Source organism: Pedobacter sp. GSP4 (assembly GCF_051857575.1).
In the GTDB taxonomy this organism is placed as follows: domain Bacteria; phylum Bacteroidota; class Bacteroidia; order Sphingobacteriales; family Sphingobacteriaceae; genus Pedobacter.
In genome coordinates, this window is sequence record NZ_JBPZIR010000001.1 from 1 (window position 1) to 14,469 (window position 14,469).

Below are 14,469 nucleotides of genomic sequence, written 5' to 3' on the forward strand. Positions count from 1 at the left end.
GGCATAAAAACCTTGACGACATTTTAATGTGCCGCTACCGCTTTAGGTAATCTGATTAATAATTTAAGCAAATTAAATATTTGTAATCCTTAAAATAAAAGACCAATACAAATCTAAAGGACGACAACAAAAGGAGATGTCATTAAAATTGACTTCACGCCATTGCTTTAGCCCAGGCATCGGTCTGCAATAAGGAATTGAAGAAACAGCTTAACCTTTAAGCTTGCTATTTGCTTTTTTAACCCCGGTTACCTTGGTTTTATTATCACTAACAAAAGATTCCCAGCCCGAATAGGTTTTGGATTTACCCCCCGATGTAATTTTTTGGAACGAATGGCAAACGGCAACAGCCAGGCCATCGGTGGCATCTAAAAACTCTGGGGTTTCTTTAAAATTTAACAGGCGCTGCAACATGGCTGCAACCTGTTCTTTAGTGGCATTACCGCTGCCTGTAATCGATTGTTTTATCTTTCGGGGAGAATATTCGGTTACCGAGATATTTCTGGATAGCGCTGCAGCAATGGCAATTCCCTGCGCCCGCCCTAGTTTTAACAAAACCTGTATGTTCTTTCCATAAAAAGGGGCTTCAATAGCCAGTACATCAGGTTTATATTGATCGATCAGAACCACCGTTTTTTCGAATATCCGTTGTAGCTTAAGAAAAGGATCATCAAGATGGGTCATTTTTACCACCCCTAAACTAATCAGCTCCGTTTTATTTCCCTTTTCTAAAATTACGCCATAACCCATCACCGCTGTGCCTGGATCTATGCCCATAATAACCCGTTCCTTTTTTTCGTTCAACATTACAGCAATATTAAGCATATTTGCAAACTAAAAAGGTAATCTTGACAGGCAAGAACAAAAAAATATTATCACTTTTAATAAAAGCTGCAATTGTAATATTTGCTTTTTGGTTTATTTACCATAAGCTCGTTGCAAACAAAAATCTTCACAATTTTAGTACGCTGCTTACCGGTATTTCGCAGGTAGAAATTATTGCGGTAATCGGTTTGGTTGTACTGCTCATGTTTGTGAACTGGTTTTTGGAAGCCGGAAAATGGAAATACCTGATGAGCCACATCGAACCGATCACTTTTTATCGTGCTATCGAATCGGTTTTCTGCGGGTTAACGCTCGCCATCTTTACACCTAACAGATTGGGTGAATACGGTGGCCGGGTATTTTTCCTTTCGCCCAAAAGAAGAATTGTTGGCATTGTGGCCATGAGTGTGGGCAGTATCGGCCAGCTGGTGCTCACCAATGTGTTTGGCGCAATTGCCGCCTGCTTTTTTATATACCGCTTTATCCCGATTGACCGGGTACTTTTTATAGCAGTTGTTTTCCTTGCAGTGTTTTTCTGCCTGTTTTTCCTGATCTTTTATTTTAATATCCGATGGCTAAATGGCATTTTGCTATCGTTTAAGTTTACGCGGAAATACAAAAAGTTTTACAGCATCTTAGCCCGTTACCGCAAAAGAGAACTGTTTAAAATTATCATGTACTGTTTTGTACGTTATCTGGTGTTCAGCTCGCAATATTTTATCCTTTTTGTTTGGCTGGTGCCGGGCTTGCATTATGCGGATATTATCATGATGACCTGCCTGCTCTTTTTGGTCCAGTCGGCATTGCCATCGCTAGATCTTTTCGATGTTGGCATCAGAAGCGTTACTGCGGTAGAATTATTTAAGCATGTAACCGATCAACATGTAGCAGTTATTGCATGTACTGCAAGTATTTGGCTAATAAATATTATAATTCCTGCTATCTTAGGCACTTATTTCGTTTTTAAACTCAATTTTTTTGGAAATCTTAAATCTAATTAGTCTACTATCCGCTGCTTTAACCTTAATTTATGGTTTTTTGGTGCTTAACTTTATCAGGGGCTGGCATAGCTTAGTTTATTTCGTTCCCGAAAAATCAGATCCACAAACCAAGGTTTCTATTATTGTTGCTGCCCGTAATGAGGAGGCTAATATTGCCAAAACCATCAATGATCTGATTGCCCAGCAATATCCAAAAGCCTTAACAGAAATTATCATTATTGATGACCACTCTACAGACCGCACTGCTGAGATTGTAATTAGCTATGCAGCAGAAAAGGTTAAATTGATTAAGCTCAATGAAGATCGGGCCTTAAATTCGTATAAAAAGAAAGCCATACAAACCGCCATTGGAACCTGTTCGGGCGACCTCATCATCACTACCGATGCCGATTGCAGGATGGGCGAAAACTGGCTCGCTACCATTGTGGAGCTATATGAACAGAAAAAGTACAAGATGATTTCCTCTCCTGTAGCCTATTTTCAGGAAAAAAGCTTTTTTGAACGCCTGCAGTCTTTAGAATTTTTATACCTGATCGGTTTAGGTGCCTCAACCATTGGCAACAAACAGCCTTCCACCTGTAACGGGGCAAACTTAGCTTACGAGAAAACAACTTTTTACGAAGTGGGCGGCTTTCAGGGCATTGATGATCTGGCTTCAGGCGATGATGAACTGCTGCTGCATAAAATCGCATCCAAGTATCCGGATCGGATCGGCTTTTTAAAAAATAGGGAAGCCATTGTGTATACACACGCCAAAGAAAACCTGAGGGCCTTTATCCAGCAACGTAAACGGTGGGCATCTAAAAGTACCCGCTATAAAAATAAAGCCATTATTGTTTTGGGGGTACTGATCTGGATTTTTAACCTCAGCATCCTATCAAACTTTATTACCGGCTTATTTATTCCGGGTTTTTTAACCATTACATTTTACCAGCTATTGGTAAAAATGGTTTTAGAAACCTTATTTTTATGGAATGTGACCGGTTTTGCAAAAAGGCGCAGTTTACTCTTTTTAATTCCGGTGCTGAATGTGCTGCACATACTGTATATGGTTTATATTGGCATTGCCGGAAACAGCGGAAAATACGATTGGAAAGGCAGAATGGTTAGATAATGGATAACAGCCCATCAAAAAAAGTATGGTTAAAGTTTAAGCGCAATAAATTCGCTTTAGGCGGATTGGTGTTTATTTCACTTTTAATGGTGATGGGTATTTTGGGCTATCTGATTATGCCCGATGATTCGCCCAATGCAAATGTTCAAACCCTCCAGTTAAATAAGAAGAAACCCGGTAGCACATTTACGTTTTTAATTACCGGTACAAACCCAAAAATTGACCGGGTAAGTTTCTTTGAGAGGATGCTTTATGGGCAAACACCAAGCTTTAAAAGCATTCCGATTAGTTCGTACAGCATAAAGGACGGGGCGGTTTTTGTACAGGAATATATTGGCGATGATGAGAAAGCCAAAGCAACCAGATATGAACTAAAAGATTTATGTCCCAGCTGTATGCTTCCTGCTCAAAAAGGTAATATACAGGTCATCTTCGAAAAAAATAATATCTACAAACAAACCTATATTTTGGGTACCGATATTTATGGGCGCGATTTATTGAGCCGTTTAATTTTAGGTATCCGTGTTTCGCTATCTGTTGGATTAATGGCGGTATTGATATCACTTTTTATTGGGGTGAGTTTAGGTGCAGTAGCAGGTTATTTTGGTGGCCGTGTAGATGCTGCCATCAGCTGGTTTATGAATGTAGTGTGGTCTTTGCCTTCATTGCTATTGGTAATTGCCATATCGTTTGCTTTAGGGAAAGGTTTCTGGCAGATATTTATTGCTGTTGGACTCTCTACCTGGGTAGATGTAGCCCGCTTGGTAAGAGGGCAGGTAATGGCCTTAAAAGAGGTAGAGTTTGTAGAGGCCGCAAGGGCCTTAGGCTTTAGTACCAGCCGAACAATTATTAAACATATACTGCCCAATATTGCAGGGCCTATTTTAGTAGTAGCTTCTTCCAATTTTGCATCAGCCATCCTGTTAGAAACCGGCTTAAGCTTTTTGGGCTTTGGAGCACAACCGCCTATGCCCAGCTGGGGAAGCATGATTAAGGAACATTATGGCTACATTATCATGGATGCTGCTTACCTGGCCATTTTACCTGGTTTAGCCATTATGCTTACGGTATATGCTTTTAACGTTTTAGCTATCGGTTTATGCGATGCTTTCGATGTGAAGGGCCAAAATGTGACCGTTTAAGGGATTTTGGTTACAATATGCACGCTAAACCTATAATTATAGGTTTTCTCTCAATCAATATAACCGCCTCCGGTTCGTGTCTTCACGAAACGGAAGTGAACTGTTTTTGGTCATTTTTATCTAAATGTTCTTCTAATCTGCTATCAATAATATGTTTAAATCGGGCGTCATTCCCGCGTATGCGGGAATCTTTATGCGCAAGCGGGGTAGCGATCGTTTTAAGATTGCTTCTCCGAAAATCGGGAGCTGAAAAAGCTATTCCGATGAATCGGAATAGGTCCACGCAATGACTAGTTTTTGCAACCAATGAACTACATAAAAATTTGTTATTCATAGTGATTTTTATAAAATAAATTCAAGCTCATACTGACAAATATGCACATCTCCATGACTGGAGTGATGCACGTTATAACCATTAAAGAACCAACTTAGACTGTTTCTGAAATCTAAGTTGGTTAACAAAACAATTTATTATGTTATTGCAGTAAGCGTATTTCCTGTAACCGTAAGCGAATAAACCTTTAAGGCACTGGTGGTACCGCCATCATTCGGTTGCGCTAAAATGCTGCCTGTTGTAGTATACCTCGAGCTGTGTAAAGCACATTGTATATAATTGCTGGCCTGAATAAAACTTAAAGCACCGCCCTGGTGCGGGCAAGCAGCCTGGGTAGCTGCAAATGAAGTGACTGTGTTTCCTGAAGCAGTTCTGATAAATAGGATACCACTTACCACAACAGATGCACCCACCGCCAATATTTGCGTGCTCAGATCTACACTTGCCGTAGTTCCGGGCGTTACGCCGCCGTTTGGCTTGCTAGGCTCTGGCGAATCGCTCTTTTTGCCGCAGGCAGAAAAACAGGTTCCTGTACAAACCAAGGCAACGCCAAGGCCTAAGGATTTGATAAATTCGTTACGTTCCATAATTGTTCTGTTAGTTTATTTTTTTGGTTGAATTTGAGCTATTTTGCTTTTTTCTTATCAAAAGAAAACCTTCGTGCAATACTAAAGCCCCAGCGGTACTGCCCCTTAAGCCATGATGTATTGGTATCGGTAATAAACTGAGATTCCTGTATGGCTGTAGCATTGGTAAAGTTGAGGTGAAAAATATGCCCCCCGGTTTCAAACTCCAATCCAGCACCAAGGGTATTGTAAAACTGGTTGCCGTTAGTGCTTTCCAGGTAAGCCTTTTTATCCTTGTTCCTAAACGGTAAAGTATAATCGGCAACAAAAGCCATACGTTTGGTAAGCTTTATACGGCCACCTACTGATACCGCGAAAAGATCATTTTCATCGCCAAAAACAGTGAAATTGCGGTGTATGTACGATGGCATGATGAGCATGGAGAAGTTGGAATTGAATTTCCGGGCAATTACGCCTTGAACAATATATACCAACCGATCCTTAAATTCGCTAAAAGCATTTGCTGCTGTTGGATCAGTTGAGGCTTTCACTGCGGCAACAGTTGTACTGCCAAATAAAGTGATGGCTACAGGTATTTTTTCGTCTGCGGTTTGCTCCAACAGGCGGTATTTCAGATTCCCTTCGTAGAGTTGTGTAACCGTCCCCGAGCCTTTTGCCCTTGCAATACCTACTGATAGCTTATCGCTGATGCCGTAATCAAAACCGATGCGGATATCGGTCGATTGATCCAGTCCGAAAAAGTTCTTAATCCCTCCACCACTGCCTGCAATATCGCCAAAGCGGTGGTCTACCCTAAAATCCATTTCATTTTTGTAAATGGTTTCATTGGTTTGGATATTGATCAGTTTGGTTGCTTTAAAAGTAGCCTGCACATTCTTTTTTTCTATGGGCATCTGCAGCGCATTTTCTAACGAATCTTGTGCAAAAGCCAAAGATGGCAAGAGGGTAAATAGGTACAAAAGAGATTTTAGATAATATTTCATATGGTGTTATTTTTTAGGTTGGTAAGTAGCTGTCATTTTAACCTGTATGGTTTCTGCAATTTGTTTGAAAACAATGGTTGGGATTTTAATACCGTGATCAGCAAGTTTCACATTAAAGGCCGAACTGGCCTTGATTTCATCGTTGGCAACAATTAACGATGCCTTGGTTTGGTATTCTTTCGAAACGCCATGGATCTGCAGGTTCCCCTTTACCGTTACGGTATAGGTGCCCGGCTTTGTAAGGTCAACCTGCTCTACAATTTTCCCCTTAAAATCTGATGTGGGATATTTGTCGCTTTCCATGTAGTTTTCATTGAAATGTTCCTGCATCAGCTTTTTTTTAAACTGGAAAGAGCTGTTGTTGATCTTGAAAATTATTTCGTTGGTTTTTACGTTAATGGCCGAGGCGCCAGTTTTGCTCTGGGCATCTATATCTTCTAAAGGTGTAGAAGAAAAAAATGAAGCATTTACGGTTTTACTTACCCAAATCTGGGCTTTAATGCCTGTACAGAGCAACAGGGCTATAAGTGTGACAATTAATTTCTGCATCGGTTTTTGATTTAAGTTTTTGATTAGGAGGTTAATCCCTATTCGGGCATATTTTTATCAAACCATGCCTGCAATAATTCTCTTTCATTTACGGTTAGGGTGCTGCCCTTTGGCATTGTTCTGGCAACCAGCACGCTATTGGCTATACGTGTATCGCTCCTTACCGAAGCTAGGCCGTTAAATAACCATACTGTTCTGATGGGTGCATTAGGACCATGACAATTGGCACATTTGGTTTGAAAAAGTGCGCCAACAAAATTTGAATAGGTTACGTTTGCGGTGCTTACTGGTGTTGGGCCTGTTGGTTTTAATTCTTCTGCTTGTTTTTTTGAGCAGGCAAAAAGTAATGCGGCAAATACGGTTAGTAAAAAGATGGCATTTTGTTTTTTCATAGGTATTTATTTTAAGATTAGGATAAGCATCGTTTTGTGGTGGCGTAAATTGGCCATGTGGCATCGGAAAAAATAGTAATTGCCTGCTTTTTGATGGTCATATCCAAATGGCTTGGTTTTATAGTGGTTTGTTTCAGAAAACCTGTTATTTTTTATGATTAACTGATTTTAAACTTGAAATCTTAATCGATACGTATGTTTTTTAGGATAGGTTGCCTTGAAGAAAAAAAAACAGGCAAAAAAAAGCCGTTCCGATATTTATATCGGAACGGCTTTAAGCGCTAGACTAATGTTTTTATATTATCTCCAGACTTTATATTGATTAATCAAACCATTTGTTGAACTATCGTGACTGGAAACTTTTTCATTTCCATCTAATTCAGGAAGGATCTTTTTAGCCAGTTGCTTGCCCAGCTCTACTCCCCATTGATCGAAACTGAAAATGTTCCAAATAATGCCCTGAACAAATATTTTATGCTCATAAATAGCTACTAAACTGCCCAAGGTATACGGGGTTACTTTTTTCAATAGGATAGAGTTTGTTGGGCGGTTGCCTTCAAACACTTTAAATGGAGCAATCTTTTGGATTTCTGAATCAGATTTACCTTCTTTCTTTAATTCGGCAATTACTTCTTCTTCGGTTTTACCGTTCATTAAAGCTTCGGTTTGTGCAAAGAAGTTAGACAGCAAAATAGGGTGATGATCGCCAAGTGGGTTTAGGCTCTGCGCTGGTGCAATAAAATCAGCAGGAATTATCCGCGTGCCCTGGTGTATCAACTGGTAAAAGGCATGCTGACCGTTTGTACCTGGCTCGCCCCAAATAATTGGTCCGGTTTCGTAATCAACCTCATTACCATTTCTGTCCACATGTTTACCGTTACTTTCCATATCGCCTTGCTGAAAATAAGCGGCAAAACGGTGCATGTACTGGTCGTAAGGCAAAATAACCTGCGTTTCTGCGTTATAGAAATTAATATACCAAACACCCAATAAACCTAAGATTACCGGTAAATTGCTTTCAAATTCGGCTGTTTTAAAATGATTGTCAGCAGCATGTGCACCCGCCAACAGTTGTTTAAAATTATCAAAGCCAATGCTCAGTGAAATTGACAGACCAATTGCGCTCCATAAAGAATAACGTCCGCCAACCCAATCCCAAAACTCGAACATATTTTCGGTATCGATACCGAAGGCCGATACATCTTTCGCATTAGTAGATAATGCAGCAAAGTGTTTGGCAATGTCGTTTTCTTTACCGCCTTTTTCTAAAAACCAGGTACGTGCAGAGTGTGCATTGGTCATGGTTTCTTGCGTGGTAAAAGTTTTCGAAGCCACCAAAAACAAAGTAGTTTCAGCATTTAAGCCAGCTAATGTTTCTGCAATGTGGGTACCATCGATGTTGGATACAAAATGAATATTTAAGTGGTTTTTATAGTGCTTTAAAGCTTCGGTAACCATTACCGGACCTAAATCAGAACCACCGATACCGATGTTTACAATATCGGTAATGGCTTTGCCCGTATAGCCTTTCCACTCACCGCTGATAATGCTGTTGCTGAATTTCTCCATTTTGGCCAATACAGCATTCACATCAGGCATTACATCTTTACCATCAACCAGAATTGGGCTATTGCTTAAATTGCGCAAAGCGATGTGGAGTACCGAACGGTCTTCAGTTTCGTTAATCTTATCGCCATTGTACATCGATTTTATGGCTTCATCCAGTTTACACTCGCGGGCCAACTGGATCAATAGTGCCAGGGTTTCGGCGCTGATGCGGTTTTTGCTATAGTCCAGTAAGATATCTTCAAAAAAAACAGAAAATTTATTAAAACGATCTGCATCTTCAGCAAAAAGATCTTTAATGCTTTTTTGATTGATATCTATAAAATGATCGGCTAAATATTTGTAGGCCTCAGTTTCTGTAAAATTTACTTTAGGTAACATAATCTTTGGTTTTTTGTAAAAGTAATAAAGCAAAAAAATAAAACGGTCTTTTTAATGTTCAAAATCGTTAAGAAGCTATTAATTTTTTTACCCTTACCGTTTATATAGAAAAATTTGGGTTAATAAAGGGTTGTTGATAGCAGAATGCAGTTGTACCAGCAATCATTAAGTTTTTGTTAAATTTATTTTATCGGGCATTTTGGATTTTAATTGTCAGCTAAACCACTTAACTTTAGTATAACGTCCCTATTAATTAATTTTTACCATTAAACTAATTACTATGTTAGAAAACTTAAACCAATTGGTACGTGAAAACGTACAGGAAAGTGTTGTTAACAACGCTGCTATTCCAAACGAGAAAAACGAAGCCGTAATTCAGGCTGCCTCAGGTTCTATTTTCGACAGTTTAAAGGATCAGCTTTCATCAGGAAATATAGGTGCATTAACCGATATTTTTAACGGGAACAAATCCGAAGGCACCCAGGTAGCCACGCAGGCAGCCGGGAGTTTTGTAGATAAGTTGAGTGGGCTAGGAATTAATACCGATACGGCAAAATCATTGGCTTCGAGCATTATTCCTGGGCTTATTGCCAAGTTTACCCAAAAAACCAACGACCCTAATGATAGTTCCTTTAACCTTAAAGACGTTTTGGGAAGTTTAGGCGGAAGCGATGGCAAATTCGATGTCAACGATGTAATTGGCATGTTTGGCGGCAGTGGGCAGGCACAACAACCTGGGCAAACCGGTGAAAGTGGAATTATGGATAAACTGAAGGGGATGTTTGGGTAATGGAATAGCGGATAATTATTTAACAAATTCCGCTAAATAACTATCTTCGTGAAAATTTAAAAATATGTTTAGGACGCTCTCTCTTTTGGCAACATCTTGCCTGCTTTTTTGTTGTTTCTTTTTTTCTTCTTGTGAAAAGGAGGGGATAACTAAAATAGATACCTTGAAAATTATAGACACACTTGATGTGGATAGGCCTATAAATCTAAAAGCTTCAAAAGGTATTTACGGATCACGCATAACCATTTCTTGGACTCCTATGCCATTGGCCCAGAAATATCAGTTATATAAGTTCAACGATGCTACTCAAAAATATGTGTTATTAAAGGAACTTGCTGATACCACTTTTGACGATGTTACCATAGCAAAATCATTAACCAAAAACTTTTATAAGGTTAGAACATACAACAGCACCTCGTCATTCAGCAGGTTTAGCGATGCAGATTTTGGTTACACATCGGCATTTAACTATTATAAGGCTCTATCTTTTGGTTCGGAAGGAACGGGACCGACTCAATTTAACTTTAATATGCATGTTGAGGTTGATAAAAACGGGAATATTTATGTCAGCGATGACGGGTTGAATAGGGTTTTAAAATTCAGTGCTACTGGTAGCTTTATTGAACAGTTTTATTCAGGTTCTTCAGCCAGGGCAATGGCATTTTTCAGCAATGGAAATTATATTGCTACTAGAACTCAAAGCAGTAGCTATGTGCAAATATTTAACCCAAATAAGTAATTGATCAAAGAATGGGGTACTTATGGTACGGGCGACAGTAATTTTGGTAATATAGAATGTTTAACAATAGATGATGAGCAGAATATCTGGATTGTGGATGGTGTAAATCACCGGATTAAAAAATATGATCAGAACGGGAATTTATTGCTAAAATTTGGAAAGCAGGGGAAGGCTGAAGGAGATTTTGATGCCCCGTTTGGGATATGTTATTTTAAAAACAAGATATATGTTTCAGATACCAGAAATAACAGGATTGAAGTTTTTGATAAGAACGGCAAGTTCTTAAAAATTTTCGCGATAAAGGGATATATCTATGGGCTTAGGGCTTTTGGTGATAACATTTACCTGGCGAATTCGGGAGAAGGAGTTATTATCAAAACGGATGAGAATGGAGATATTCAAGAGAAAATAGGGGCTGGTTCATTTTTGAATTTGGTAGATGTAACTATTGCTCCGAATGGCGATGTGATTGCCTGTGATGTTTATGGTAGAAGGATTATCGTATTTAAAAAAGGTTAATAAAAACTTAAAAGCCATCTTCGGATGGCTTTTTTAATCCAATAAACGTTCCTCATGATTAAGAAGGTATTGTACATTTTGGGGTTAGCCTTAATCTCGCAACTTATCGTAGCATGTGTAAACTGTAATTGTCCGCCAACGCGGAACATTTATTTCACGAATAAAGCATTATCCCTTAAAAATATGGATAAGTCTCTGCCAGATTCTATGGTTACCAATTCCAGGATAATTTCCAATGCCAATTACGGTATTCAGGTGCGGCTGCAAACCACATTGCTCACAATGCGTAAGCAACAGCTTAATTGGGGATTAATGCAAACCGCTTACGCTTGCAGTTGCAATGATGATAACTTTATCGCCAAGGAGCGTGTTGTTTCGCTGAAGATAGTTTCAAATAACGATTTTGACGCCAGTCATCCTAAAAATACTGATCTCACCTTGTATTTTAAGGCAAGAAAAGGTGTTACGATGATTTCAATTGCTGATTACATTAAAACGGCTAATGAGCTTGGATATGATACCATGTATCCCTTTTATGAAGGTGTTTTTTTACAGGCGGCGCCCAGTATTAACAAGAAACATCAATTTAAACTAACCATTACTTTATCAGATGGTAGAATTTTAGAAGCTGAAACAACTGAGGTTGAACTGGCCTAAAATTTGAAAAACGACAGTTAGTTTCCCTGAATTTTAAAGCTTGATGGTCTTCACGATCAAATTGATTAGATTCGTAAATCCTTAAACTTAAACCAACCGCTTCATGAAAAAAGTATACCTGATTGTTTTTTCGCTAATTTCTATCCATGCGTATGCCCAAAAATCTGAGTTAAGATCAACAGTTGCCAAAAAAGCAGATGCCTTAGAACAAAAGGTTATTGCCTGGAGGCGCGATTTTCACGAACATCCGGAGCTGGGCAATATGGAAGTAAGAACAGCAGGTATTGTAGCGAAACATTTAGAATCGTTAGGGATAAAGGTAACCACAGGTGTAGCTAAAACAGGTGTAGTGGGTATTTTAAAAGGTGGTAAACCCGGGCCAGTGGTGGCATTAAGGGCCGATATGGATGGCTTGCCGGTTACCGAAAGGGTAGATGTGCCTTTTGCCTCAAAAGTAAAAACACAGTATAACGGGCAAGAAGTTGGCGTAATGCATGCCTGCGGTCACGATAGCCATGTGGCCATTTTAATGGGCGTAGCCGAGGTGCTGGCATCGATGCAAAAGGATATTCAGGGAACTGTGAAATTTATATTCCAACCTGCCGAAGAGGGTGTGCCAGCCGGCGACGAAGGTGGTGCGGCCTTAATGATTAAAGAGGGGGTATTGGAAAATCCTAAAGTTGATGCAATTTTTGGTCTGCACATTAATTCCCAAACCGAAGTGGGCGAGGTAACTTATCGCCCCGGCGGAACCATGGCTGCTGTAAACGATATGAAAATTACCGTTACCGGCAGACAGGCACATGGGGCTTACCCATGGAGCAGCATCGATCCGGTAGTTATTTCAGCGCAGATTATCAATAACCTGCAAACTATTGTAAGCAGAAATTTAAATGTTACCGAAAACCCGGGCGTAGTTACCATTGGTGCTATTAATGGAGGGGTGCGTTCAAATATTATTCCCGAAAAAGTAGAAATGCTGGGAACCGTCCGCAATTTTAGTAAAGAGGATGAGGCCATGTTTATCGATAGGATCAAAACCATCGTAACAAAAACGGCTGAAGCTGGCGGTGCAACGGCCGAAGTAAAAATCCCGTATAGCAACCATTACCCTGTTACTTTTAACAATATTGCCTTAACCGAAAAAATGTTACCGAGTATGCAGGCCACTGCCGGTGCCGACCACGTTAAATTAAAACCCCCGGTTACAGGTGCCGAAGATTTTTCTTTCTTTCAGGAAAAAGTACCCGGTCTGTTCGTTTTCTTAGGTGGAATGCCAAAAGGTAAAGACCCATTAAAAGCCGCCTCGCACCACACCCCTGATTTTTACCTTGATGAAAGCGGATTTGTGCTAGGCGTAAAGCTGCTGGCTAACCTCACGCTGGATTATATGGTAATGAAGAAGTAGTTTGGTTCATTAGTCATTAGTTCATTGGTCATTTGTTCATTGGTGACGGCAAACTACCTATTGCAAACTATATTAAGGTTAATCGGTTAATTGTTTAAACTGGTTAACTGTATTCCATGAGGAAAATTTTAAACTTAATGTCCTTAATTCCTTAATGGTAATTGTGGTTGCAAACTGCCAATAGTATCATGGTTAATGGTTAACTATTTTCCAAGAGGACAATTTTAAACTTAATGTTCTTAATTCCTTAATGGTAATTGTGGTTGCAAACTGTCAATAGTATTATGGCTAACTGTGGTCCATGACGATAATTGTAAACTTAATGGTCTCAATTCTAATCATGATCAAATCAACAACACCACTAAATGCAAAAGGGAGGTTAAATTTCCTATATTTGTTTCATGACCAAAGAACAGATTCAGGATTTAAGAGACAGGGTAACGTCTCTAAGGAGGTATCTTTGACGTTGATGAGCTACTTTACGCCATCCGCGAAGAAGAAAAATTAACCATGGCGCCCGATTTCTGGGACGACCCTAAAAAAGCAGAGAAAATTCTTGCCGAAATAAGTTCGAAGAAAAAATGGACTGATGGCTTCAACCAAACCAATAATGCGGTTGAAGATGCAGCTGTAATGTTCGATTTTTTTCAATCAGGAGATGCTTCGGAAGCTGAAATGAAAGAGCAGTTTGAAACGGCCAAACAAGCTGTAGAAGACCTCGAGCTTAAAAATATGCTGCGCAGTAAAGAAGATCAGCTTTCAGCAGTAATGCAGATTACGGCAGGAGCAGGCGGAACTGAAAGTTGCGATTGGGCCTACATGTTAATGCGGATGTACCTGATGTGGGGCGAAAAAAACGGCTATAAAATTACCGAACAAGATAGTCAGGAAGGGGAGATTGCAGGCATCAAATCAGTAACACTTCAGTTTGATGGCGATTTTTCTTACGGCTACCTCAAAGGTGAAAACGGCGTTCATCGCTTGGTGCGCATATCACCATTTGATTCTAATGCGCGGAGACATACTTCGTTTGCATCGGTGTATGTTTATCCTTTGGTTGATGAAACCATCCAGATTGATATTAACCCGGCAGATATAGAGTTTGAAACCTTTAGGGCCGGAGGGGCCGGTGGTCAAAATGTAAATAAGGTAGAAACTGCCGTGCGTCTTTACCACAAACCTTCGGGTATAATTATTAAAAACCAAGAGTCGAGATCCCAGTTACAAAATAAAGAAAATGCCATCCGTTTGCTTAAATCTCAATTGTACGAAATCGAAGAACGTAAACGTAACGAAGCCATTGCTGCCGTAGAAGGATCGAAGAAAAAGATAGAGTGGGGCTCACAGATCAGGAGTTATGTTTTAGATGACAGGCGAGTGAAAGATCACCGTACCAATTATCAAACATCTAATCCAGATGCTGTGTTAAATGGCGATATCAACGACTTTTTGAAAGCATATTTAATGGAGTTTTGATCTTGT

At 39.7% G+C, this 14,469-nt stretch carries 15 protein-coding genes; 9 read left to right on the plus strand and 6 right to left on the minus strand.

The features are described 5' to 3' along the window. Positions 1-210: 210 nt before the first annotated feature. Complete coding sequence (gene ruvC / locus ACS5PU_RS00005; RefSeq protein ID WP_439457229.1) at positions 211-807, minus strand: crossover junction endodeoxyribonuclease RuvC; 597 nt, start codon at positions 805-807, stop codon at positions 211-213. Positions 808-848: 41 nt separating this feature from the next. Here ruvC and ACS5PU_RS00010 point away from each other — a divergent pair, with 41 nt between their 5' ends. Genes ACS5PU_RS00010 through ACS5PU_RS00020 form a run of 3 tightly spaced genes read left to right on the plus strand, consistent with a single transcriptional unit; the run spans position 849 to position 4,082 of the window. Then, on the plus strand, positions 849-1,826 hold the full coding sequence (locus ACS5PU_RS00010; RefSeq protein WP_439457230.1) for a hypothetical protein: 978 nt from the start codon (positions 849-851) through the stop codon (positions 1,824-1,826). Beyond that, positions 1,804-2,940, plus strand: coding sequence for a glycosyltransferase family 2 protein (locus ACS5PU_RS00015; protein WP_439457231.1), 1,137 nt, complete (start codon positions 1,804-1,806; stop codon positions 2,938-2,940). Before ACS5PU_RS00010 ends, ACS5PU_RS00015 begins: the two co-directional genes overlap by 23 nt. Continuing rightward, positions 2,940-4,082: an ABC transporter permease gene (locus tag ACS5PU_RS00020; protein WP_439457232.1), complete on the plus strand. Its 1,143-nt coding sequence runs from the start codon at positions 2,940-2,942 to the stop codon at positions 4,080-4,082. Before ACS5PU_RS00015 ends, ACS5PU_RS00020 begins: the two co-directional genes overlap by 1 nt. Before the next feature lie 471 nt (positions 4,083-4,553). Here ACS5PU_RS00020 and ACS5PU_RS00025 read toward each other — a convergent pair whose 3' ends face one another. The 5 genes from ACS5PU_RS00025 to pgi form a co-directional block, all read right to left on the minus strand. After that, on the minus strand, positions 4,554-5,003 hold the full coding sequence (locus tag ACS5PU_RS00025; RefSeq protein ID WP_439457233.1) for a ubiquinol-cytochrome c reductase iron-sulfur subunit: 450 nt from the start codon (positions 5,001-5,003) through the stop codon (positions 4,554-4,556). A 38-nt stretch (positions 5,004-5,041) separates the two neighbouring features. After that, a complete protein-coding gene (locus tag ACS5PU_RS00030) occupies positions 5,042-5,986 on the minus strand; it encodes a DUF5777 family beta-barrel protein (RefSeq protein WP_439457234.1) in 945 nt (314 codons plus the stop codon). 6 nt (positions 5,987-5,992) lie between these two features. Beyond that, complete coding sequence (locus ACS5PU_RS00035; RefSeq protein ID WP_439457235.1) at positions 5,993-6,535, minus strand: YceI family protein; 543 nt, start codon at positions 6,533-6,535, stop codon at positions 5,993-5,995. A gap of 38 nt (positions 6,536-6,573) precedes the next feature. Beyond that, on the minus strand, positions 6,574-6,927 hold the full coding sequence (locus tag ACS5PU_RS00040) for a hypothetical protein (protein ID WP_439457236.1): 354 nt from the start codon (positions 6,925-6,927) through the stop codon (positions 6,574-6,576). A gap of 300 nt (positions 6,928-7,227) precedes the next feature. Then, positions 7,228-8,874: a glucose-6-phosphate isomerase gene (gene pgi, locus ACS5PU_RS00045; protein ID WP_439457237.1), complete on the minus strand. Its 1,647-nt coding sequence runs from the start codon at positions 8,872-8,874 to the stop codon at positions 7,228-7,230. Between the two features lie 280 nt (positions 8,875-9,154). On the opposite strand from pgi, the gene ACS5PU_RS00050 reads away from it, so the two are divergent. The 6 genes from ACS5PU_RS00050 to prfB all read left to right on the plus strand — a co-directional run bounded on the left by ACS5PU_RS00050 (position 9,155) and on the right by prfB (position 14,463). Next, a complete protein-coding gene (locus ACS5PU_RS00050; RefSeq protein ID WP_439457238.1) occupies positions 9,155-9,664 on the plus strand; it encodes a hypothetical protein in 510 nt (169 codons plus the stop codon). 163 nt (positions 9,665-9,827) lie between these two features. After that, a complete protein-coding gene (locus ACS5PU_RS00055) occupies positions 9,828-10,403 on the plus strand; it encodes a hypothetical protein (protein WP_439457239.1) in 576 nt (191 codons plus the stop codon). Further along, positions 10,404-10,922 (plus strand): NHL repeat-containing protein, encoded by a 519-nt coding sequence (locus ACS5PU_RS00060; RefSeq protein ID WP_439457240.1) that lies wholly within the window; start codon positions 10,404-10,406, stop codon positions 10,920-10,922. A gap of 54 nt (positions 10,923-10,976) precedes the next feature. Further along, a complete protein-coding gene (locus ACS5PU_RS00065; RefSeq protein WP_439457241.1) occupies positions 10,977-11,579 on the plus strand; it encodes a DUF5034 domain-containing protein in 603 nt (200 codons plus the stop codon). Between the two features lie 103 nt (positions 11,580-11,682). Continuing rightward, positions 11,683-12,987, plus strand: coding sequence for an amidohydrolase (locus ACS5PU_RS00070; protein WP_439457242.1), 1,305 nt, complete (start codon positions 11,683-11,685; stop codon positions 12,985-12,987). Between the two features lie 401 nt (positions 12,988-13,388). After that, a protein-coding gene (gene prfB / locus ACS5PU_RS00075; protein ID WP_439457243.1) for a peptide chain release factor 2 occupies positions 13,389-14,463 on the plus strand; the annotation gives its coding sequence in 2 pieces (ribosomal slippage) (positions 13,389-13,448 and positions 13,450-14,463; 1,074 coding nt in all). Positions 14,464-14,469 lie beyond the last annotated feature (6 nt).

What these genes read in the sequence shown, in the direction of transcription:
- ruvC (WP_439457229.1), bottom strand. Translation starts at nt 807, where the DNA reads ATGTTGAACGAAAAAAAGGAACGGGTTATTATGGGCATAGATCCAGGC.
- ACS5PU_RS00020 (WP_439457232.1), top strand. Translation starts at nt 2,940, where the DNA reads ATGGATAACAGCCCATCAAAAAAAGTATGGTTAAAGTTTAAGCGCAAT.
- ACS5PU_RS00025 (WP_439457233.1), bottom strand. Translation starts at nt 5,003, where the DNA reads ATGGAACGTAACGAATTTATCAAATCCTTAGGCCTTGGCGTTGCCTTG.
- ACS5PU_RS00030 (WP_439457234.1), bottom strand. Translation starts at nt 5,986, where the DNA reads ATGAAATATTATCTAAAATCTCTTTTGTACCTATTTACCCTCTTGCCA.
- ACS5PU_RS00035 (WP_439457235.1), bottom strand. Translation starts at nt 6,535, where the DNA reads ATGCAGAAATTAATTGTCACACTTATAGCCCTGTTGCTCTGTACAGGC.
- ACS5PU_RS00040 (WP_439457236.1), bottom strand. Translation starts at nt 6,927, where the DNA reads ATGAAAAAACAAAATGCCATCTTTTTACTAACCGTATTTGCCGCATTA.
- pgi (WP_439457237.1), bottom strand. Translation starts at nt 8,874, where the DNA reads ATGTTACCTAAAGTAAATTTTACAGAAACTGAGGCCTACAAATATTTA.
- ACS5PU_RS00050 (WP_439457238.1), top strand. Translation starts at nt 9,155, where the DNA reads ATGTTAGAAAACTTAAACCAATTGGTACGTGAAAACGTACAGGAAAGT.
- ACS5PU_RS00065 (WP_439457241.1), top strand. Translation starts at nt 10,977, where the DNA reads ATGATTAAGAAGGTATTGTACATTTTGGGGTTAGCCTTAATCTCGCAA.
- ACS5PU_RS00070 (WP_439457242.1), top strand. Translation starts at nt 11,683, where the DNA reads ATGAAAAAAGTATACCTGATTGTTTTTTCGCTAATTTCTATCCATGCG.